21 protein-coding genes are annotated in these 21,436 nt (G+C 65.8%); 17 read left to right on the top strand and 4 right to left on the bottom strand.

The genetic code is table 11. The features are described from left to right. Nucleotides 1-2: 2 nt before the first annotated feature. The 9 genes from STE01S_RS00505 (at nt 3) to tgt (ending at nt 9,069) form a co-directional block, all read left to right on the top strand. Nucleotides 3-902 carry a polyprenyl synthetase family protein gene (locus STE01S_RS00505; protein ID WP_040589190.1) on the top strand — a complete coding sequence of 300 codons (900 nt, stop codon included), beginning with the start codon at nt 3-5 and terminating at the stop codon, nt 900-902. Then, nucleotides 902-1,408 carry a pantetheine-phosphate adenylyltransferase gene (gene coaD / locus STE01S_RS00500; protein WP_003040543.1) on the top strand — a complete coding sequence of 169 codons (507 nt, stop codon included), beginning with the start codon at nt 902-904 and terminating at the stop codon, nt 1,406-1,408. Before STE01S_RS00505 ends, coaD begins: the two co-directional genes overlap by 1 nt. Nucleotides 1,409-1,506: 98 nt before the next feature. Next, on the top strand, nt 1,507-2,253 hold the full coding sequence (locus STE01S_RS00495) for a peptidylprolyl isomerase (RefSeq protein WP_062763964.1): 747 nt from the start codon (nt 1,507-1,509) through the stop codon (nt 2,251-2,253). A gap of 25 nt (nt 2,254-2,278) precedes the next feature. Continuing rightward, nucleotides 2,279-3,310, top strand: coding sequence for a tRNA preQ1(34) S-adenosylmethionine ribosyltransferase-isomerase QueA (gene queA, locus STE01S_RS00490; protein WP_062763962.1), 1,032 nt, complete (start codon nt 2,279-2,281; stop codon nt 3,308-3,310). A 260-nt stretch (nt 3,311-3,570) separates the two neighbouring features. Next, nucleotides 3,571-4,332 carry a TenA family transcriptional regulator gene (locus tag STE01S_RS00485; RefSeq protein WP_062763960.1) on the top strand — a complete coding sequence of 254 codons (762 nt, stop codon included), beginning with the start codon at nt 3,571-3,573 and terminating at the stop codon, nt 4,330-4,332. Nucleotides 4,333-4,396: 64 nt separating this feature from the next. After that, nucleotides 4,397-4,897 (top strand): cupin domain-containing protein, encoded by a 501-nt coding sequence (locus STE01S_RS00480; protein WP_062763958.1) that lies wholly within the window; start codon nt 4,397-4,399, stop codon nt 4,895-4,897. 221 nt (nt 4,898-5,118) lie between these two features. After that, nucleotides 5,119-7,302, top strand: coding sequence for a putative bifunctional diguanylate cyclase/phosphodiesterase (locus STE01S_RS00475; RefSeq protein ID WP_058813075.1), 2,184 nt, complete (start codon nt 5,119-5,121; stop codon nt 7,300-7,302). A 64-nt stretch (nt 7,303-7,366) separates the two neighbouring features. Beyond that, nucleotides 7,367-7,855, top strand: a complete 489-nt coding sequence (locus STE01S_RS00470) for a hemerythrin domain-containing protein (protein WP_062763956.1) — start codon at nt 7,367-7,369, stop codon at nt 7,853-7,855. An 89-nt stretch (nt 7,856-7,944) separates the two neighbouring features. Then, entirely contained in the window at nt 7,945-9,069 is a 1,125-nt protein-coding gene (tgt, locus tag STE01S_RS00465) for a tRNA guanosine(34) transglycosylase Tgt (RefSeq protein WP_003040523.1), read from the top strand. Nucleotides 9,070-9,073: 4 nt separating this feature from the next. Here tgt and STE01S_RS20195 read toward each other — a convergent pair whose 3' ends face one another. After that, the gene (locus tag STE01S_RS20195) at nt 9,074-9,244 is read right to left on the bottom strand and encodes a NepR family anti-sigma factor (protein WP_156000915.1); all 171 of its coding nucleotides are present in this window, start codon (nt 9,242-9,244) and stop codon (nt 9,074-9,076) included. Between the two features lie 211 nt (nt 9,245-9,455). Here STE01S_RS20195 and STE01S_RS00460 point away from each other — a divergent pair, with 211 nt between their 5' ends. The 7 genes from STE01S_RS00460 to xth all read left to right on the top strand — a co-directional run bounded on the left by STE01S_RS00460 (nt 9,456) and on the right by xth (nt 16,319). Then, the gene (locus STE01S_RS00460; protein ID WP_062763954.1) at nt 9,456-10,250 is read left to right on the top strand and encodes a response regulator; all 795 of its coding nucleotides are present in this window, start codon (nt 9,456-9,458) and stop codon (nt 10,248-10,250) included. A 55-nt stretch (nt 10,251-10,305) separates the two neighbouring features. Further along, a complete protein-coding gene (locus STE01S_RS00455; protein ID WP_062763952.1) occupies nt 10,306-13,008 on the top strand; it encodes a bifunctional [glutamine synthetase] adenylyltransferase/[glutamine synthetase]-adenylyl-L-tyrosine phosphorylase in 2,703 nt (900 codons plus the stop codon). After that, the gene (locus tag STE01S_RS00450) at nt 13,005-13,472 is read left to right on the top strand and encodes a peroxiredoxin (RefSeq protein WP_058813079.1); all 468 of its coding nucleotides are present in this window, start codon (nt 13,005-13,007) and stop codon (nt 13,470-13,472) included. Before STE01S_RS00455 ends, STE01S_RS00450 begins: the two co-directional genes overlap by 4 nt. Further along, nucleotides 13,472-14,263 (top strand): ferritin-like domain-containing protein, encoded by a 792-nt coding sequence (locus STE01S_RS00445; RefSeq protein WP_062763950.1) that lies wholly within the window; start codon nt 13,472-13,474, stop codon nt 14,261-14,263. Before STE01S_RS00450 ends, STE01S_RS00445 begins: the two co-directional genes overlap by 1 nt. Nucleotides 14,264-14,447: 184 nt before the next feature. After that, entirely contained in the window at nt 14,448-15,077 is a 630-nt protein-coding gene (locus STE01S_RS00440) for a M23 family metallopeptidase (RefSeq protein WP_003040511.1), read from the top strand. Between the two features lie 87 nt (nt 15,078-15,164). Further along, nucleotides 15,165-15,509, top strand: coding sequence for an iron-sulfur cluster insertion protein ErpA (gene erpA, locus STE01S_RS00435; protein WP_082657444.1), 345 nt, complete (start codon nt 15,165-15,167; stop codon nt 15,507-15,509). 39 nt (nt 15,510-15,548) lie between these two features. Beyond that, nucleotides 15,549-16,319 carry an exodeoxyribonuclease III gene (xth, locus tag STE01S_RS00430; RefSeq protein ID WP_058813081.1) on the top strand — a complete coding sequence of 257 codons (771 nt, stop codon included), beginning with the start codon at nt 15,549-15,551 and terminating at the stop codon, nt 16,317-16,319. Nucleotides 16,320-16,382: 63 nt separating this feature from the next. Here the strand turns inward: xth and STE01S_RS00425 are convergent, their stop codons facing one another. The 3 genes from STE01S_RS00425 to STE01S_RS00415 form a co-directional block, all read right to left on the bottom strand. Continuing rightward, the gene (locus STE01S_RS00425; protein WP_062763948.1) at nt 16,383-17,516 is read right to left on the bottom strand and encodes a DUF1501 domain-containing protein; all 1,134 of its coding nucleotides are present in this window, start codon (nt 17,514-17,516) and stop codon (nt 16,383-16,385) included. A 3-nt stretch (nt 17,517-17,519) separates the two neighbouring features. Beyond that, complete coding sequence (locus STE01S_RS00420; RefSeq protein WP_062763946.1) at nt 17,520-18,956, bottom strand: DUF1800 domain-containing protein; 1,437 nt, start codon at nt 18,954-18,956, stop codon at nt 17,520-17,522. An 80-nt stretch (nt 18,957-19,036) separates the two neighbouring features. Next, the gene (locus STE01S_RS00415; RefSeq protein WP_062763944.1) at nt 19,037-20,206 is read right to left on the bottom strand and encodes a hypothetical protein; all 1,170 of its coding nucleotides are present in this window, start codon (nt 20,204-20,206) and stop codon (nt 19,037-19,039) included. A gap of 118 nt (nt 20,207-20,324) precedes the next feature. On the opposite strand from STE01S_RS00415, the gene STE01S_RS00410 reads away from it, so the two are divergent. Next, a complete protein-coding gene (locus STE01S_RS00410) occupies nt 20,325-21,431 on the top strand; it encodes a fatty acid desaturase family protein (protein WP_082813193.1) in 1,107 nt (368 codons plus the stop codon). Nucleotides 21,432-21,436 lie beyond the last annotated feature (5 nt).

The following is a 21,436-nucleotide window of genomic DNA, read 5'->3' as shown; positions in this document are numbered from 1 at the left end:
CGATGCAGAATTCTTCCGATCTTCTCCGCAATGCGCTCGTCGATGTGGCGGCGGGCATCGACGCGCTGTTCGATCGCCTGCTGGCGGTCCCGCAAGACCCGCGCGCGCGCCTTTATGAAGCGATGCGCCATGCTGCGATCGGCGGCGGCAAGCGGCTGCGCCCGCTGCTGGTCTGCGCGGCGGCGGACCTGTTCCATGTCGACCGTCAGCTCAGCCTGCGCGTCGGCGCCGCGGTCGAGGCAATGCATGTCTATTCGCTGATCCACGATGACCTGCCGTGCATGGACGATGACGATCTGCGGCGCGGCAAGCCGACCGTGCACAAGGCGTTCGACGATGCGACCGCGGTGCTGGCGGGCGATTCGCTGCATGCGCTCGCCTTCGAATGGCTGATCGATCCGGCAACGCATGCCGACCCTTTCGTGCGCAGCGAGCTGGTTCGCGAACTCGCACTCGCCGCCGGACCGGCAGGCATGGCGGGCGGGCAGATGATGGACCTGATGGCCGAAACGTCGAATTTCGACCTGCCGACGGTGACACGGCTGCAACAGCTCAAAACCGGCGCCCTCATCGGCTTTTCGGTCGAGGCGGGGGCTATCCTCGCGCGTATTCCGGCCGAAGGGCGGCGACCGCTGCGCGGCTATGCACGCGACATCGGCCTCGCGTTCCAGATCGCCGACGACATCATGGACGTCGAGGGCGACGAGGCGCTGGCCGGCAAGGCGCTGCACAAGGACGCGGATGCGGGCAAGGCGACCTTCGTCACGCTGATGGGGATCGACCGCGCGCGCGAACAGGCCGGGCTGCTCGTCGATCAGGCGATTGCGCATCTGGCCGGTTTCGGCGAAGAGGCGGCGCTGCTGCGCGCGATCGCGCGCTTTGTGGTGGAAAGGGACCGTTGATGCGCATTGGGGTTTATCCCGGAACCTTCGATCCGATCACGCTCGGCCATATGGACATCATCCGCCGCGGCGCGAAGCTGGTCGATCGGCTGGTGATCGGGGTGACGACCAATATCACCAAATCGCCGATGTTCGACGACGAGGAACGGCTGGCGATGGTCCGCCGCGAGGTAGAGGGGATCGACGGCGACATTCGCGTCGTCGGCTTCAATTCGCTGCTGATGGACTTTGCCGAGCGCGAGGGGGCGACGGTGATCGTCCGCGGGCTGCGCGCCGTCGCCGATTTCGAATATGAATATCAGATGGCGGGGATGAACCAGCAGCTCAACAACCGCGTGGAAACCGTGTTTTTGATGGCCGACGTCAGCCTGCAGCCGATCGCGTCGCGGCTGGTCAAGGAAATCGCGATCTTCGGCGGCGACATCCACAAATTCGTCACCCCCGCCGTTCGCGATGCCGTCGTCGCGCGGATATCCGAGCGCGGACTTCGCCAGGGCGAGGGCTGATCCCGTCGCCGGCAATCCGATCATTGAGCGTTCAGCTTTTTCCCGCTAGGTCGCGCCAACGGGGCGCGAAGCAGTTTTTGATAGAGGCCTGACCCAGCATGAAGATGATTATCCGACCCATGGTCCTGACGGCGCTTGCGTTCGGGCTCGCGCTTCCCGCCATGGCGCAGGAGGCCCCTGCGACGACGGACCCCGTGGCGGCCGCCGCACCCGCAACCGAAGCGGCGCCGGCAACCGATACCGCGACCGAAGCCGCGCCGACGATCAAGCCCGAGCAGTATCTGGGCAATCCCGAATATATGCTCAACCTCGACCTTTCGACGGGCGGCCGCGTCGTGGTGCAGCTTTATCCCGATGTCGCGCCCCATCATGTCGAACGCGTCAAGCAGCTTGCACGGGCCGGCTTTTACGACGGGGTGAAGTTTCACCGCGTGATCGACGGCTTCATGGCGCAGACGGGCGATCCGACCGCAACCGGGCAGGGTGGATCGGAGCTTCCCGACCTCAAGGCCGAATTCAACGATACGCCGCATCTGCGCGGTACCGTGTCGATGGCGCGTGCGCAGAGCCCCGACAGCGCGAACAGCCAGTTCTTCATCATGCTGCAGCCGCGCTTCAGCCTCGACCATAATTACACCGCCTTCGGCCGCGTCGTGTCAGGCATGCAATTTGTCGATGCCGTGCACAAGGGCGAGCCGCCGGCGGTGATGTCCCGCATGGTCCAAGTGTCGGTGGCCGCCGACAACAAGCCGATGCCGCCGGCATCGATGCTGACCGAGGATCAGCCGGCAAAGCCCGCCACGGACATCACGGCCGATCAGCTCAACGCGCCGATCCAGCGCTGATCTTGCCGCACGCGCGATCCCGATAATGCGCGTCGACGCCTTCGATTTCGATCTGCCGCCCGAGCGCATTGCGCTCCGTCCGGCGCGCCCGCGCGATGCGGCGCGGATGCTTGTCGTGGCAGGCGGCGCGATGACCGATGCCGGGGTGCGCGACCTGCCGCAATGGCTGCGGCCGGGCGACTGTCTGGTCTTCAACGATACGCGCGTCATCCCCGCCCAGCTCGAAGGGCGACGGGGCGATGCGCGCATCGGCGCCACGCTCCACAAGCGGATCGACCTGCGCCGCTGGCAGGCGTTCGTGCGCAACGCCAAGCGGCTGCGCATCGGCGAGACGGTCGATTTCGGCGCAGGCGTCAGCGCACTCGCCGAGGACCGGCTGGCCGACGGCAGCTTTATCCTCTTCTTCCCGGGCGAAGAGCCGGTCGAGCTGCTGCTCGAACGCGCGGGCACGATGCCGCTGCCGCCCTATATCGCGGGCAAGCGCGCCACGGACGATGCCGACCGCAGCGATTATCAGACGATGTTCGCGCAAAAGGACGGCGCCGTCGCTGCGCCGACCGCGGCCTTGCACTTCACGCCCGATCTGCTCGCGGCGCTCGGTGCGGCGGGGATCGAGAGCGAGACGCTGACGCTGCACGTCGGCGCGGGCACCTTTTTGCCGGTCAAGGCCGACGATACCGAAGATCATGTCATGCACGCCGAATGGGGCGTGATCGATGCCGCGACTGCCGACCGGCTCAACGCGGTGCGCGCCCGCGGCAACCGGGTCATAGCGGTCGGCACCACCAGCCTGCGCCTGCTCGAAAGCGCGGCGGGCGAGGACGGCGTGATCCGGCCCTTCGAAGGCGATACGGCGATCTTCATCACCCCCGGCTACCGCTTCCGCGCCATCGACGGGCTGATGACCAACTTCCACCTGCCGCGATCGACCTTGTTTATGCTGGTCAGCGCGCTGATGGGATTGGAGACGATGCAGGCGGCCTATGCGCATGCGATCGCCGGGGAATATCGTTTCTACAGCTATGGCGATTCGAGCCTGTTGCTGCCCGGACGATAAGGCGAAGGCCTCTTTCCCCGGTTCCCACCGGGCTTTTCCCTCACGATAACGCAGCCGATCATCGGCGGGCGGGCAGCTACGGATGCTCTCCGTCACGTCTGACGGAGAGAGGCGGTGGCCCGGACGATCCGGAAAATGCACCAGTGCCTCGATCTCATACAATCAACTCAATGACATAGTTATAGCGACACACCCGACCCGTCGTTGTGGATGGGGTTATCGGAGCCATCATAAAATAAAATCATCGGCCAGGAGGATGTGTGTCCGTTTTTATTAATGATCTTGTCGAAGAGTCGCTGAATCACCGGGCGGTCCATCATCCCTATCTCCGCGCTTTGTCGGATGGGGATTTGCCCGATACGCAATGGGCCTTGGCGGATTTTGCCGACCATTATTATGGCTATTCGCTTCATTTTCCCCGCTACCTGACCACCGTGATATCGAAGCTGGAAATCCCGGCGCATCGGGGCAGTCTTTTGGAGAATCTGACCGAGGAATCGGGCGTATATGGCGAGGAAGAATATGCCGAACTCGCCGCCGTTGGCGTCGAGAGGGAATGGATCGAAGGTGTGCCGCATCCGCAGCTGTTCCGGCGGTTCCGTGAGGCAACCGGCATTACCTCGCCCTATTCGCCCGACGATGAAGCCATCGAACTGGTTTGCTGGCGCGAATCCTTTCTCGGTACGTTGACCTACGGTTCGGCGGCGGAAGCGCTGGGCGCTCTCGGCCTTGGCACTGAGAATATCGTCAGCACGATCTACGTCCCGTTCGTGAAGGCGCTGTCCAGAACCGATCTCAATCCGCGCGATACCGTATTCTTCCCCTTGCACACCGCGGTCGACGACCATCATCAAGAAGCGCTCGAAGAAATCTCGCTTCATTTTGCGGCTACGCCGACCGGAAAAGGCGACTTGCGCCGTGGAATGATCAAGGCGCTGTCGCTGCGGTCGAGCTTCTGGGACTGGATGTACGAACGCGCCCTGACCTGCGCCGGCGCCTCGCGAATGAAACTGGTTTCCTGACGTGAAGACGCGCGGCCGAAGCCGCCTCGGCAAGATGTGACCATTGAATTCGGGACACTATAATATGACCCCAGAGCTTGCGAAACTGATCGAGACTATCGACTCTCGCCGACCGCTGATTGCCGACGATCAAGTCGGCGAATGTCACGCCGACATCCTAAATAATCACCGCGAAATATACCGAAACCGCAACGAAAAACTGGGCATCGATTTTTCGGTCGACGTGCTCGATTTCCCGGCTGTTCAGGCATTCGATGCTCGTGTGGTGCGTATTGCGCCTGGGTGTAACAACGAACTGCACAAACATGCGCATGAATCGCTCTTCATCGTGATGCGCGGCGAGGCGGACGTTCGCATCGGCAATGCGACGATCGGCCTGAAGCCCGGCGAAGTGGCTTTCGTTCCGCGCTGGGTGTTTCATCAATCGAAGAATGTTTCGGAAACCGAAGATCTGACGATCCTGGCTCTCACCGACTTCGGGCTGACCAGCGCGATCCTGGGCGATTATGACAAGCGAACCCGGCTTGCGGCGAATGGCGCGGATGCGATGGCCACCGGCGATTGAAGAGCGCGGGGAATAGCGAGTAGCTGAAGCATGCGGGCGACGATGGGATGGAACCCGGAGCCTCTCGGCGGCAATCCTGGCTACGGCGCCGACGATACGAACCCGGCCCTTCCCTGAATGGGACAATATTCGGCGGCGGGGACGCGGATATTTACATTATCGCAAGGCATTGGGCCCAAACATCTCCGCGGGTTGGGACCAGCACGAGTGTCGTTGTAATCATGCCATTTCGCGGGGACGGGGAACATGTCGATGGGGGCGCTGCGACGGGTGGTCGCGGCCTGCTCGGCAAGTTCGGCGCGCGCGCCGCGCGTTCGGGCGGTGAAGCGATCCCCAATCTGCACACCCGCGAAGCGCTGCTGCTGCTCCAGAATTACGAGGAAAGCGGCCGCGGCTGGTTCTGGTCGACCGATACCAAGGGCCGGCTGACCTATATCACCGATGCCGTCGCGCGCCTGATGGGGCGGTCGAGCGGCGAGCTGCTCGGCACGCCGCTCACCGACCTGTTCCTGCCGCCCGAAAGCCATGGCGAACGGCAGCGCACCCTGCCGTTCCTGCTGACGCGCCAGTCCAAATTCGACGATCTGCCCCTGCGCAGTGCCTTTGAGGGCGACGATCGCTGGTGGGCGATTTCGGGGCGGCCGCACCATGACGACCGCGGCAATTTCTGCGGCTATCGCGGCAGCGGCACCGACATCACCGCGCAGCGCCGATCGGCCGAGGATGCCTCGCGGCTCGCGCTCTATGATTCGCTGACCGGACTCGCCAACCGTTTCCACATTTCCAAAAAGCTCGACACGACGCTCGCGGCCTTTTCGCAGCAGCAGCGGAGCTGCGCGATCATGCTGCTCGACCTCGACCGCTTCAAGCAGGTCAACGACACGCTCGGCCACCCGGCAGGCGATGCGCTGCTCAAGCAGGTTGCCGAGCGTTTGCTCAAGATCGTCGGCGACAAGGAGATGGTGAGCCGTCTGGGCGGCGACGAATTCCAGATCATCCTGCCCGATATCGAGGATCGCGGGCGCCTCGGCGATATGGCCGCCGACATTATCGGCAGCCTGTCGCAGCCCTATTCGGTCGAAGGCAGCCGCTGCATCATCGGCGCGTCGGTCGGGGTCGCGATCGCGCCCTTCGATGGACAGTCGAGCGAGGATCTGGTGCGCAACGCCGACCTTGCGCTTTATGCCGCAAAGGGCAACGGGCGCGGCCGGTTCCGCTTCTATTCGAGCGACCTGCATCAATCGGCCGAGGATCGCCGCGCGCTGGAGGAAGACCTGCGCGACGCGCTGGCGCGCGGGCAGATGGAATTGACCTATCAACCGGTCGTCAACGCCAAGAGCAATATGGTGACGGGCGTCGAGGCGCTGCTGCGCTGGAACCATCCCGACCGCGGCCCGATCTCGCCCGCGCTGTTCATCCCGATCGCCGAGGAGGCCAATCTGATCTGGCCGCTCGGCGAATGGGTGCTGCGCAAGGCGTGCGAGGATGCCGCGCGCTGGCCGGGCGACCTGCGCGTCGCGGTCAATGTGTCGGCGATCCAGTTCGCCAACGGCGACCTGCCCAAGATCATCACCAGCGCGCTGTCCAACGCCGGGCTGCCCGCCGACCGCCTCGAACTTGAAATCACCGAAAGCGTCTTCCTGGCCGATTCCAGCGAGACGGCGCGGATGTTCACGGCGCTGAAGGCGCTTGGCGTGCGGCTGGCGCTCGACGATTTCGGCACTGGCTATTCGTCGCTCGGCTATCTGCAATCGGCGCCGTTCGACAAGATCAAGATCGACCAGAGCTTCGTGCGCGGTGCGACCGTGAAGGGGTCGCGCAATGCGGCGATCATCGCGGCGATCGTCGCGCTCGCCGAAGCGCTCGACATGGAAACGACCGCGGAAGGCATCGAATCGCTCGATCAGCTCGACCTGATCCGCAAACTCAACGTCAGCCATGTCCAGGGTTATGTCTACAGCAAGCCGGTCGCCAACGCCGAACTGGTGGAGCAGACCGAGCGCGGCGCGTGGACGATCAAGCCGTCGGGCCCGGCGCGCCAGCGCAACGACCGCTTCCAGATGTTCCGCAAGGTGCATGCGATTCACGACAATCATCGCTACGCGGTGGTGATCCGCAACCTGTCGCGCACCGGCGCCTTCATCGAAGGGATTCTCGACGTACCGGTCGGGACGCAATTCGTGATCGACTTCGGCGAAGGCCAGCTCGCGACGGCGACGGTTCGGCGCTCGATCAATCATCAGCAGGGCATCGAATTCGAACAATCGATGGTCAGCGACGGCAACGGCGGGCTTTGTACCCGCCACCGCGTCTCCCCCTATCTGATCGCGGCGGCGAGCCAGCAGGCGGCGAATACGCTCGTCCTGCCGGCGTTCAGCACCTCGAGCGACTGGAAGGCCGCCTGAACCGGGAACCGCGCCGCGCGTCGGTCGTTCTACCTCCGATCCCATTCACGGAACGGAGACCATCATGGCTGAGACGAAGATTTTCGCGCGGCTGAAGGCCGACCACGACCGCCACCGCGACCTGCTGGCGCGCATCGACGAGACCCACGGCGACAGCGACGAGCGCCGCACCTTGTTCGAGGCGTTCCGCGTCGAAGTGACCGCGCACGCCGCGTCCGAGGAAATGTCGCTCTATGCGACGATGCTCGCCAAGCCCGAACTGCGTGACGATGCACAGCACAGCGTGTCGGAGCATAAGGAGATCGAGGATTTCCTGACCGAGCTTTACGAAATGGATTTTGCCTCGACCGGCTGGCTCACCCGCTTTCGCACGATGAAGGACCGCTATCTTCATCATATCGACGAGGAAGAGGAAGAGATGTTCCCCGAGGCCGAGAAGGATCTTTCGGAGGCGAAGAAGAAGGAATTGCTCGCCATCTTCGAAAAGGAAAAGCCGAAGGAAAAGGCCAAGGCGGCCGAGGAAGAACCGTCGAGCGAGCACGAGCGCGCCTAGGCGGCGGTCTCTGTTTGCCGGACAGCGTTGCGGCGTCCTTGGCGCTCTGACCTCGACTTTCGGCGCTGTCCCCGTCATAGGCGCGCGCCATGACCGACAGATTCGCTTTTCAGGTCGCCGCGACCGACGGCGCCGCGCGTACCGGCGTGATCCGGATGCAGCGCGGCGATATCCGCACCCCCGCCTTCATGCCGGTGGGGACCGCCGCGACGGTGAAGGCGATGCGCCCGGCCGAAGTGCGCGCGACGGGCGCCGACATCATTCTTGGCAACACCTATCATCTGATGCTGCGTCCCGGCGCCGAGCGCATGGCGCGCCTCGGCGGGCTGCACGATTTCATGGGCTGGGACCGGCCGATCCTGACCGACAGCGGCGGCTATCAGGTTATGAGCCTCTCGGCGCTGACCAAGCAGAGCGAAGAGGGTGTGGCGTTCAAGAGCCACCTCGACGGGTCGCGGCACATGCTGACTCCCGAACGATCGATGGAAATCCAGCGGCTGCTCGGCAGCGATATCGTCATGGCGTTCGACGAATGCCCGCCAAACGGCGTCGACGCCAAGCGCGCCGAGGCGAGCATGGAGCGGTCGATGCGCTGGGCGGCGCGCAGCCGCGCGGGCTTCGACGCGGGCGAGGCGCATGCCGCGCGGTCGGCGCTTTTCGGCATCCAGCAGGGATCACTCGATGAAAAGCTGCGCGCGCGATCGGCCGAGGCGCTGATCGACATCGGTTTCGACGGCTATGCGATCGGCGGGCTGGCGGTCGGCGAGGGACAGGAGGCGATGTTCGGGGTGCTCGATTTCGCACCCGGCCAGCTTCCGGCCGACAAGCCGCGCTACCTGATGGGGGTGGGCAAGCCCGACGATCTGGTGGGAGCGGTCGCGCGCGGGGTCGACATGTTCGATTGCGTGCTGCCGACGCGCTCGGGCCGCAACGGGCAGGCCTTCACCTGGGACGGGCCGCTCAATATCCGCAATGCCAAATATGCCGAGGATCTGGGGCCGCTCGATGCGTCGTGCGACTGCCCCGTCTGCACGACCTGGTCGCGCGCCTATCTCCACCACCTCGTCCGGTCGGGCGAGATGCTGGGTGCCATGCTGATGACGCAGCATAATCTGCATTTCTATCAGGCGTTGATGCAGGCGATGCGCGACGCCATTGCCGAAGGCCGTTTCGCCGCCTTCCAGAACGATTTCGCGGCGCGATACCGCCGCTGAAAAATCAGTCGAGCTTGTTCAGAAGGTCGAGCATGGATTGCGGGATCGTTTCGTCGATCGCCGACTCATAGGCGCGCCGAAGCGCAAGATTGACATCCTGCGCCTTTCTGGGGAGCTTTTTCTCGGCGTCTTTCCCGGCGGCCTTTTCGGGCGACGAGCCGGCCTTAGACGTCATTATCGTTGCTTCCTTGCGACATGGGCCCCGTTGCTAACCGCGCCTTCACCAAACTGCAATGGCGCGTTTGTTCCTTCCCTATGAAACCAAATTGCGGCTAAATCGTTCCCATCAGGTGAAATTATGTCGGGGGCGCGCGCATTTCCTTGCCGGACCCTCGATATTCTGCGGGTTTTCAAGCGGGTTCATCGTCCGCATGTGGAGGTAATATATGTCCTTGGGTCAGGCGATCGCGCCGCATCTTCCCTATCTGCGGCGCTATGGCCGCGCGATTTCCGGAAGCCAGCCGGCGGGCGATGCGCTGGTGGCACGCTTGCTCGAAACGCTGGTGGCCAACCCGGCCGCGGTCGATGTCGATCATGATTTGCGCGTCCAGCTCTATCGCATGGTCCACGACAATTTCGGCCTCGTCGCCGAGCAAGCGGCCGCGAACGACGATGGCGCCTCGCCCGAAATCGCGATCGCCGACGCGCGGCTCCGCCGTGTCCCCTCGCTCGCGCGCCAGGCGCTGCTGCTCACCGCGGTCGAAGGCTTCGATGCCGAGGATACGGGGCGGATCATCGGCCGCGACACCGATGCCGTGAACGCCCTGATTGCAGAGGCGACCGAGGAGATCGAACGCCAGACGCGCGCGCGCATCCTGATCATCGAGGATGAACCGATCATCGCGATGGACATCGAAATGATCGTCCGCGATCTGGGCCACGACGTCGTCGCGGTGGCGACCACCCACGCCGAGGCGGTGGCCGAAGCGCAGACGCACAAGCCGGGCCTCGTCCTCGCCGACATTCAGCTCGCCGACAATAGTTCGGGCATCGAGGCGGTGCAGGAAATCCTGACCGGCATGAACGTGCCGGTGATCTTCATCACCGCCTTCCCCGAACGCCTGCTCACCGGCGACCGTCCCGAACCGGCCTTCCTGCTGACCAAACCCTATCAGCCGGCCACGCTCCGCGCCGCGATTTCGCAGGTGCTGTTCTTCGACGAAAGCACCGTTCCGGCCTGAGCTTTTCGTCAGTGAGGGTTGCGAGCGCCGGTGGAGCAGGCGATAGCGGCGGGCGATGACAGCCGCCCGCCAGTCCGCGCTCGACCGCCTGACCGCCAACGCCCCGTTTCTCGCGCGGCTCGCGGAGCTTTATCCCGACGACGTGGCGCGCTTTCTGGCCGATGGGGCCGATGCGGCGCTCGCGCGTGTGGCGCTGCCAGCGGCAGTTGATGACATCATGCCCGCGCTGCGCCGGTGGCGCGGGCGCACGGCGCTGCTGCTGGCACTCGGCGATCTGTCGGGTGAGCATGATGTGGCGGCAACGACGCGCCACCTCTCCGCCTTTGCCGATGCCGCCTGCGACGCGGCGCTGGCCGCAGCCTTTGCCGAGCGCGTCCCCGGAGAGGCGCCGCGCGGGATTGCCGTCATTGCGCTCGGCAAGCTTGGCAGCCACGAACTCAACTATTCGTCGGACATCGACCCGATCCTGATCTTCGATCCCGACACCATGCCGCGCCGCTCGCGCGACGACCCCGATGAGGCGGCGGTGCGGATCGCGCGGCGGATGGTCGAAATCCTGTCGGCGCGCACTGCCGATGGCCATGTGTTGCGCGTCGATTTGCGCCTGCGCCCGCACCCCGAGGTGACGCCGATCGTCCTGCCCGAAAGTGCCGCCATATCCTATTATGAGTCGGAGGCGCTGGCATGGGAGCAGGCGGCCTTCATCCGTTCGCGCGCGTCGGCGGGCGACCGCGCGCTCGGGCAGCATTTCCTCGACGCGATCCAGCCCTTCATCTGGCGACGCAGCCTCGATTTTCGCCAGCTCAAGGAAATCGGCGCGATGAGCGACCGCATCCGCGACCATTTCGCGCAAGGGCAGGCATTTGGCCCGGGTTTTGACCTCAAGCGCGGCCGCGGCGGCATTCGCGAGATCGAATTTTTCGCGCAGGTTCATCAGCTCATCTACGGCGGGCGCGATCCCTCGCTGCGCGTGCCGGCGACGGTCGACGCGCTGGCCGCGCTCGCCGGGGCAGGACGGATCGATGCCGATATCGCGACGCGGCTTGCCGATCATTATGCGGTGCTGCGGCGGATCGAACACCGGTTGCAGATGATCGAGGATCAGCAAACGCACAGCCTGCCGGTCCAGCCCGCCGCGCTCGACGCGGTGGCGCGGCTCGACGGAGAGGCCGACGGCGCCGCGCTGCTCGCCACGCTCGAACCCGTCGTTACCGATGTCGGCGCCGTCTACGACCGGCTGGTGGCCGAACGCGCGGTGGCGCGCGGGCTGCCGACGGGCGAGGGGGAACTGGCGGGGGCGCTCGCCGCGGCGGGGTTCGATCCGCCCGACGCCGCGCTGCGCACTATCGCCGAATGGCGCGGCGGCAAGGCGCGCGCGCTGCGCAGTCCGGCGGCGCTCGAGGCACTGGAGACGGTGCTCCCCGAACTCGTCCGCGCGCTGGGCGCGGCGCCCGATCCCGACGCGGCGCTCGTCCGCTTCGACAAGCTGGTGGGGGGGCTGCCCAGTGCGGTGGGCTTCTTTCATCTGCTCGCGGCGCAGCCCGCGCTGGCGAAAATCGCGACGCGCATCCTCGCGCTCGCGCCCGCGCTCTCCGATGCGCTCGCGGCGCGCGTCGAACTGATCGAAGGGTTGATCGACGCCCGCGCGTTCGAGGCACCGGCGAGCAAGGCCGAACTGCTCGCCGAATGGGCGCCGACGCTTGCCGGTCTTGATTATGAACGGTTGCTCGACCGCGTGCGCGACCGGGTGGGCGAGCGGCGTTTTGCCTATGGCGTGCAACTGATCGCCGGCTCGACCGACCCGCTGATCGTCGCGCGCGGCTATGCCGATCTGGCCGAAGCGGCGTTGCAGGTCCTCGCCGACGCCACGGTTGCCGAATTCGTCGCCGCGCACGGCCGCGTTCCGGACAGCGAACTGGTCGTGCTGGCGCTCGGGCGGCTTGGCGGCCGCGCGCTGACCCACGCCTCCGACCTCGATCTCATCTATCTGTTCACTGGCGACCATCTCGCCGAATCGGACGGGCCGCGGCCGCTCGGCGCCACGACCTATTACAACCGGCTTGCGCAGCGGGTGACGGCGGCGATGTCGGTACCCACCGCGGCGGGCAAGCTCTACGACGTCGATGTCCGGCTCCGCCCGTCGGGCGCGCAAGGGCCGCTGGTGGTCACGGTCGACAGCTTCGACCGCTATCAGCGCGAGGAGGCGTGGACGTGGGAGCATATGGCGCTGCTGCGCGCGCGCGCCGTCTATGGTGGGGACGCGGCGCGCGCCGAGGTGGGCCGCGTGATCGAAAAGGTCCTGACGGCGCCGCGCGACCGGGCCGCGGTCGTCGCCGACGCCGCGACGATGCGCGACAAGATCGCCGCGCATAAGCCGCCGCAGGGCGCGCTCGACATCAAGGGCGGCCCCGGCGGGCTCGTCGATCTGGAATTTGCGATGCAGACCGAGCAACTGGCGAGCGGGCGCTGTCGCGATCCGCATATTCCGACCGCGATGGCCTGCCTGGAAGCCGCGGCATTGGCGCCGACCGGAATGGGCACGGCGCATGCGCTGCTCGCGCGGATGCTCGTCATGCTGCGACTGACCGCCCCCGAAGGCGCCCCCGCCACTGCGGCGGCGCGCCAACTCGTCGCCAGCGCCTGCGGCGAACCGGGCTGGCCGCAACTGCTTGCCGCGCACGATGCGGCGCGGCAGGAGGTCGGCGACTGGTGGGCCGCGATTCGGTCCGCCGCGCCCCAGAAGGAGAAGGAAGAATGAGCGCACTCGCGATCGGAGACGATATTCCGGCCGGCACGCTTGCCGATGCCGACGGCGCGGCGATCGACCTCAAGGCGCTGAAGGGCGCGCCGCTGGTCGTCTATTTCTACCCCAAGGCGGATACGCCGGGCTGCACCACCGAGGCGCAGGATTTCACCCGGCTCGCACCCGATTTCGCGCATCTGAATGCGCAGGTGATCGCGGTGTCGCGCGACGCGCCGGCGAAGCTGTGCAAGTTTCGCGACAAATATGGTCTGACCGTGCGGCTCGCCTCCGACGAGGACGGCAGCGTGTGCGAAGCCTTCGGCACCTGGGTCGAAAAGCAGAATTATGGCCGCACCTATATGGGAATCGAACGCTCGACCTTCCTGTTCGGGGCTGATGGCAAGCTCGCCCGCGAATGGCGCAAGGTGCGCGTGAAAGGCCATGCCGATGCGGTGCTGGAGGCGGCAAAGACACTCTGATGCAAAGCCTGGGCGAAGCGGCACGCGCGGTCCTGCTGACGCCGGACCCGCACCACAAGCGCCGCGCGGCGCGGGCGTTGGCGCGGGCGTGGCGCCGCGGTGCGCTTGCCCAGCGCTGCGATGGGACGATGCCGGATCAGCCCGCATGGCCGGCCGAGCCCGCGCTGTTGCCGCCGAACCAGATGCCGCGCCGCCGCAAGGGCGGGTCCGAGCGGGGGCGCATCGCGATGCTGCATGCGCTGGCGCATATCGAATTCGTCGCGATCGATCTGGCGGTCGATCTGTTGGGGCGCTTCGGCGACCGCTTCCCGCGCGGCTTCGTCGATGACTGGATCGCCGTTGCGGCCGACGAGGCGATGCATTTCGCGCTCCTCGACCGGCGCCTGCGCACGCTTGGCAGTCACTATGGCGCGCTGCCCGCCCATGCAGGCCTGTGGGAAGCGGCGGCGGCGACCGCCGACGATCCGCTCGCGCGGCTGGCGATCGTGCCGATGGTGCTGGAGGCGCGCGGCCTCGACGTGACGCCCGCCACCGTGGCGCGCTTTCGCGCCCAAGGCGACGCGGCTTCGGCGAAGATATTGGAGCGCATCTACACCGACGAGATCCGGCATGTGAGCGCCGGCACTGTCTGGTTCAACTGGATGTGCGATGAATTGGGATTCGTCCCGGCGCCGACATGGCAAACCCTCGTGAAATCGCGATTTCGCGGAGCTCTGAAGCCGCCGTTCAACGACTCGGCGCGCCGGGATGCCGGTTTAACGCAAGAATACTACGCCGTTATTGCTTCGTAAGGATCGGCCACGCAGTAACCATCGCGGGCAAGGGAATAATCCCATCCACGAGAAACAACCGGCGCCGACACCGCCGTAAAACGGGTCGGCGACAAGGCGATAGCGGGGTCGATACGTGCGAAACGCTTCTCTGGGGCAAAAGTTCCGATTTGGTCTTGTTTTCGGTGCCTTGGCACTGACAGGCATGACCGTTCCGGCTGCACATGCGGTCGAAGGCAGCAGCGACGCGGGCATCGTCGTCCCCGACGAACCCGATGAGGACAGCGTCCCGGGGGCACCGACGCAGCGCGATGACAGCGAAGCCTATGCGATTTTTCAGGCGTGGAAGCGTCTCGACACCGGGCTGACCGCCAATATCGGCATCGCGATCCCGTCGCGCCGTCCGATTGAGCAGATGTCGCTCTCGTCGTCCTATGGCATGCGCGTCCACCCGATCACCGGCAAGCTCGCGCGTCACAATGGCGTCGACATTCCGGCGCCTTATGGCACCCCCATCTACGCCACCGCCGACGGCATCGTCGGCCGCGCCCAGCGCCTTGGCGGCTACGGCAATTATGTCGAAATCGAACATGGCAACGCGATCGAGACGCGCTACGGCCACATGTCGTCCTTCGTCGTGCAGCCCGGACAGCAGGTGAAGAAGGGCGATGTGATCGGCTATGTCGGTTCGACCGGCCGCTCGACCGGCAACCATCTCCATTACGAAGTCCGCATCGACGGCGAACCGGTCAACCCGATGCCGTTCGTCCGGTCGGATTCGATGACGATCGCGGCGCTCACCGGCGACAAGCTGGCCATGGGCGGTCCCGAGTAACAGTTTCTCTGGGTCGGAGAGGAGGGGCGTCCCCAGGCCAGCGGCCGGGGCGCCCTTTTCTTTTGGGGCTCGCGATCCTATCTTCATATGATGGCCACGCAGATCGACGATATCACCCTGTCTCCCGCCGCTGCGGCGCGCGTCCGCTGGATCGCCGAACGCAAGGGCGGGGTGGAACCTGCACTGCGCCTTGCGGTCGATGGCGGCGGCTGTTCGGGCTTCACCTATCGCTTCGGTCTGGCTGAAAGCATCGACGCCGATGACCGCGTCACCGAAACCGACGGGGTCAAGCTGGTGGTCGATTCGATCAGCCTCGATCTGTTGCGCGGCTGCACCGTCGATTTTGTCGATTCGCTTGGCGGATCTTCGTTCAAGGTCGAAAATCCCAACGCCGCCTCGGGCTGCGGTTGCGGCTCCAGCTTCTCGATCTGACGCCTTTCTAAGCGGCGCGCTTCCTGCCATAGCGGGGCGATGAAAGTCGCCACCTTCAACATCAACGGGATCAAGGCGCGGATGCCGCGCCTTGTCGAATGGCTCGATGAAACGCAGCCCGATGTCGTCTGCCTGCAGGAATTGAAATCGAGCGACGAAACGATGCCGACCAAGGAGATCGAGGCGGCGGGTTACGGCTTCCTCTATCACGGGCAAAAGGGCTTCAACGGCGTCGCGATCCTCGCCAAGGGGACCGATCCGGTCGAAGTGCAGCGGGGGCTCGCTGGCGAGGCCGAGGACGAACAGTCACGTTATCTCGAGGCCGATGTTTTCGGCGTCCGTATCGGGGCGATCTATCTTCCCAACGGCAATCCGCATCCCGGCCCCAAATTCGATTACAAGCTGCGCTGGATGGCCCGGCTGCGCGAACGCGCGAAGGCGCTGCTCGCCAGCGAAATCCCCGCGATCCTGGCAGGCGACTATAATGTCATCCCGCACGATGACGATGTGTGGGACGTGCGCGGCATGGCGGACGATGCGCTGATGCAGCCCGAATCGCGCGACGCGTGGTTCCGAATGCTCGGCGATGGCTGGACCGATGCGGTCCGCAGCCGCCATCCGGCCGGGCATGTCTGGACCTTCTGGGACTATCAGGCGGGCGGGTGGCAGCGCGACCATGGTTTCCGTATCGACCATCTGCTGCTCAGCCCGGCGATGGCCGACCGCCTGATCGATGCGCAGGTCGACAAGGCGTATCGCGGCCGGGAAAAGGCGAGCGACCATGCGCCAACCTGGGCCAGCTTTGCATGACGCAACCCCATTAGTTGAATCGTCATTGCTTCGCGGCACTCGCAATGACGCTGGACCATGGCCTCAGGCGTCGGGATAGAGCGTCCGCATCACCCGCGCCGGATCAAGCGCATAGTGATGCGCGATCGCGGCGCCGATCACGCTTTCGAGGCTGCGTGTCGGTTTGAGGTCGCGGCCGTCGAGGCGGTTTGCGGCGCTCAGCCCCGGCCAGTCGGCCGAGACCATCCCGCCCGCGACCGGCCCCCCGCCCGCCAGCGCACCGCCGAAGAACATCGCCGCCGATCCGGTGCCATGGTCGGTGCCGCCGGTGCCGTTGACCGCAACCGTGCGCCCGAATTCCGTCGCGACCACGACCAGCGTGTCGTTCCACGCCGCGTCAAGCCCGACTTGCAGCGCGCCGACAAGCTGGTCGAGCCCGCGAAGCTGCGCCGTCAGCCGCCCGCGCTGGCCGCTGTGCGTGTCCCAGCCGCCGGTTTCGATCATCATCACCCGCGCCCCGTCGGCAGGAAGCATCAATGATGCCGCGAGCTTGCCGAGGTCGGCACCATTGCGGCCATTGTTGCCGCCGATGTCGCCCGCCAGCTCCTGCGTCTTGACCGCGCTGTCCCACAGCGGGTGCAGCAGCGCGTCGTCGGCATAGAGTGCCGACAGTCGCGCGATCAGATCGGCGTCGGCCTGCGGCAGGCGACTGGGGGCGTAGGTTGCGACGGGGGCGCTGCCGCGCAGCGCCAGCGGCACCGCCGGCGCGATCGCGAGCGCCTCGCGCTCGGCGGCGGGCAGCAGCGTCAGCAGCCGCCCGACCCAGCCGTCGCTCTTTTCATACGGGCGCGAGCCGCCGCCTTCGAGCACATTCTGACCATCGAAATGCGACCGGTCGCGATAGGCGGTGGCGACCGAGTGCGCGAAATGCGCCTGCTTGGCGCGATAGAGACCGGCACCGGCGGCGAGTGCCGGGTGCAGCGTGAACAGGCCATTGAGGCTGGCGCCGCCGGCCTCTTCGGCGAGCGCGCCGCGCGCCGCGGCATAGGCGGGATCACCCGTCGGTGCGACGATCGCAAGGCCGTCGGCGGCGCCGCGCTGGATCACGAACACCAGCCGGCGCGGCGTGGCCGCGGCGGCATAGGCGAAACGCGGGACCGCTCCGGCGGCGACAACGGTCAGTCCGCTGATGAGCATATGGCGGCGGGAGAGGGTCATCGTCTATCTCCGCAGAAAGGCCGGGCTGGCATAGAGCAGGGCGAGCGCCTGGCCGGGGCTGTCGGCGCGGGCGAGCGCCTGCGCGGTTTGCGTCGTCAAGGCGTCGGCAAGGATCAGCGGCGCGAGCTGGCGGGCGTCGACGCGGTCGCCGATGCGACCGGCGATCCGGCTGGCGAGCTCGACGCGCTGCATCAGCGCCGCCGATCCGGCCCAGGTCGCGACCAGATCGTCATAGCCGGCGGGCGATCCGGGGCGCCAGATCGGCTGGCCGAGCTGGGTGAACAGCGACGGGACATTCTGCCGGTCGCCAAGCGCCGGCAGTTTCAGACTTCGCATCACCGATACGGTCCAGTCCCACGGCGATTTGAACATCGCGGGGTCGGCCGCCCATGCCTCGGGCGCGGCGACGAGCGTGCGGTAGAGCGAGGTCAGGTCGCCGCCCGTTCGAAGGAAATCGGCCTCAAGCCGCGCAACGAGCGCGGGGGCAGGCGTGTCGCCGGAAAAATGCCGGGCCAGCTTGGTGGCGATGTGTCGCGCGGTCGCCGGATGTCGCGCGAGGTCGAGCAGCACCGCCTCCGCCTGGTCCGCGCCGCCTTGCGCATAGCGTTTGCCCATGATCGACTGCGCGCCGGGTTCGTGCAGCGGTGCGATAAAGACGGTGTCGCCGTCGGCCGCGCCCGCAGGCATCAGCCGCTGCCCGGCACCGCGGCCGAGCCCGGCGACGGTCAGCCCGGTCAGTACCTTGGCAAAGGCCGTGACGTCGGCCTGCGTATAGCCGGTACGCACCCCCAGCGTGTGCAATTCCATGATCTCGCGCGCCAGATTTTCGTTGAGCCCCGGCGCCTGCCGCCGCCCGCGCGCGCGGATGCGGTCGGACACCGGACTGTCGGGCCCGAAACTTTGCGCCTGATCGAGATAGAGCAGCATGGCGGGATGCCGCACCGCCGCGATCAGGAGATCCGAAAATTTGCCCATAATGTGCGGGCGGATCGCCTCGAACTCGTAATTGCCGGCAAAACCGATCACCGGCAGCTTGTCGGCCGACACGGCGAAATGGTTGGACCAGAAGTGGACGAGCCGTTCGGGGAAGGGCATTGGCGTCGCGACCGCACTGGCAAGCCGCGCGGCGGCCGCATCGACATAATGGGTGCGGATTGCGGAGCGCGACAGGCGTTGCAGTTCGGGGGCCATCGCCGTGCCTGTGCCGTCCTTCTGGGCGACATCATCCAGCGCATTGCGGCGCATCGCTCGCCGGTCGTCCTGATATTCGACATAGGCGGCGGCGATGGCGGCGCGGCCGGGCAAGGCGGCGATCGGTACGGGAACCGGGTCATAGTCGTCAAGTTGTCGCAGCAGCCAGGCCTGCGGATCGTCGGTCGCGGGATCGTCGAAGCGGCGGCCGAGGCCGAAGCGGTTGGCGGCAAGATAAAGGCTGGGCATCGCGCATCCTTCGGGTTCAGACCATGAAGCTGCCCGCCCTTTGTCGCAAAATCATGCCAGCAGAATGGCGGCCCGCCGCGTCAGGACAGCGGCTTGTCGTAAAGCTGATACACGCGGTTGACCGTCGCGTTGATGGCGTCGGCGACCGCGTTCATCCCCTGATTGTCGTCGAGGACCCAACCGATATCGCCCTGCTCGGCGCCATATTTGGCGACGCCGTCGCGGCGGATATATTCGATCATCATGAAGGCGAGGGTGCTCGCCATGCGGCTGTTCTGCAATTTCTTGACCACGCCCATCAACGGCACGCGCAGCCGCTTGCTCTTGGGCTTGCGCAGCCACCAAAGCAGGCGCGCCCAGTTGAAGGGGAACAACGATCCGTCCATCCCGATCAAGAGTTCGTTGAGATCGGGCAGCACGATCATGAACGCGACCGCCTCGCCGTCGACTTCGGCTACGCGGATCAGATCCTCGAAAACAATGTCCTTCAGCTTCTTGCCGACATAGGCGATCTCGCTGTCGGTCAGCGGGACGAACCCCCAATTGTCCGACCAGGCGTCGTTCAAGATGCCCATGATCAGCTGCGCCTCGGCATCGAACTTGCGCTTGTCGACGCGGCGGATGCGGATGCGCTCGTTCTTCTCGCCCGCCGCGACGATGCGGTTTACCAGCGGCGGAAAGCCGTCGACGATATCGACCGCATAGTTGAACAGCTTCTTGACCGGGCGATAGCCCTCGCCCTCGATCCACGCTTGATAGAGCGGGCTGTTGTGGCCGAGCATGATCGTCGGCGGCGTATCGAAGCCTTCGACCAGTAGCCCGGGTTCGTCCCAGATCGAAATCGACAGCGGGCCGAGCGCGCGGTTCATTCCCTGGCCGCGCAGCCAGTCTTCGGCGCTGACGATCAATGCGTGCGCGACCTCGGCATCCTCGGCCTCCAGCAGCCCCCAATTGCCCGTCCCCGGACCCATGCCCTGGCTCGCCGGCTGTTCGAGCGCGAGGAAGTCGACATGCGCCGAAATGCGTCCCACCGTGCGGCCGTCGCGGCGTGCGAGGAACAGCTGCGCCTTGCCATGTTCGAACCAGGGGTTCTTGCCTGGCGTCAACAGGTCGAACGCTTCGTTTTTCAGCGGCGGCACCCAGGCGGGATCGCCGCGGTTGAGCCGAAAGGCCAGTTCGACGAATTCGCGCTTGTCCGCCTTGTCCTTGACGGGATGGATGGAGACGGGACCTTGCGAATGTGCGGCCATGGCTGGTTTCCTGAATGACGATGCCTATATTTGTGGCGACGCATTAGGGCATAGCTGTGGCGCTGGCGACCCGTATTCGGCCATCATGCTGCCACGAAATCATGGTGAAGACGCCGGCATGATGACGACCAATCCCGCTGCCGAACGGATCGCGACTCCCCCCGCGGCCCCGGCTACCAAGACGCCCAAATCGGCGATTGCCGACGATATGGCGATGATCCGCGCGGCTTCGGAGCTGACGCGCGATCTCGTCAATCCGAACGCGCGCATCTATTGGGTGGATTTCCTCGGTTCGGCATTCATCGGCTATGCCGGTGTCGCGGCTGCGATCCTGGCACCATCGACCGCATGGATGCTCGCCGCGGCGCTCATCGCCGTCGTCGCGCTCTACCGCGCGGGCAGCTTCATCCATGAACTGACGCATATCCGCAAAAACGCGCTCCCCGGTTTTCGGCTCGTGTGGAATCTGCTCGTCGGTATCCCGCTGCTTATCCCTTCCTTCCTTTACGAAGGCATCCACAGCCTCCACCACAACCGCACCAAATATGGCACGGTAGAAGATCCCGAATATCTGCCGCTGGCGCTGATGAAGCCGTGGACGGTGCCGCTGTTCGTCGGCGCGGCCGCCTTTGCGCCGCTGGCGCTGCTCTTTCGCTTTGCGGTGCTGACCCCGCTGTCGTTCGTCATCCCGCCGCTCCGCCGCGTGGTGATGGAGCGCTATTCGGGGATGATCATCAACCCGATGTTCCGCCGCCGCCCGCCCGAAGGCGATTTCCGCCGCCAGTGGGCGTGGCAGGAGGGCGGGGCCTGGGCCTGGTCGACGCTGCTGATTGCGGCGGGCGTGTTCGGCTGGGTGCCGCTGCGCGCGCTGCTGATCTTCGGCGCGATTGCGGCGGCCAGCCTCGTGCTCAACCAGATCCGCACGCTCGTTGCGCATCTGTGGGAAAATGACGGAGAGGTGCTGACCGTAACCGCGCAGTTCCTCGACAGCGTCAACGTCCCGCCGCCGGGCCTGCTCCCCGAGCTGTGGGCGCCGGTAGGGCTGCGCTATCACGCGCTGCATCATCTGCTGCCCGGCGTTCCCTATCACGCGTTGCCAGAGGCGCACCGCCGCCTGCAAGCAGCGCTGCCCGGCGATTCGCAATATCATGCCGCCAACTACCGCAGCCTGCCGAAGCTGGTGATGAACCTGGTCGCGGGTTCGGCGAAGGGCGTGGCTGGCTGACCATC

This window comes from Sphingopyxis terrae subsp. terrae NBRC 15098 (assembly GCF_001598815.1).
GTDB classification, from domain to species: domain Bacteria; phylum Pseudomonadota; class Alphaproteobacteria; order Sphingomonadales; family Sphingomonadaceae; genus Sphingopyxis; species Sphingopyxis terrae.
Note: the sequence above shows the minus strand (reverse complement) of the source record. Positions and strands in the feature narration are given on the sequence as shown.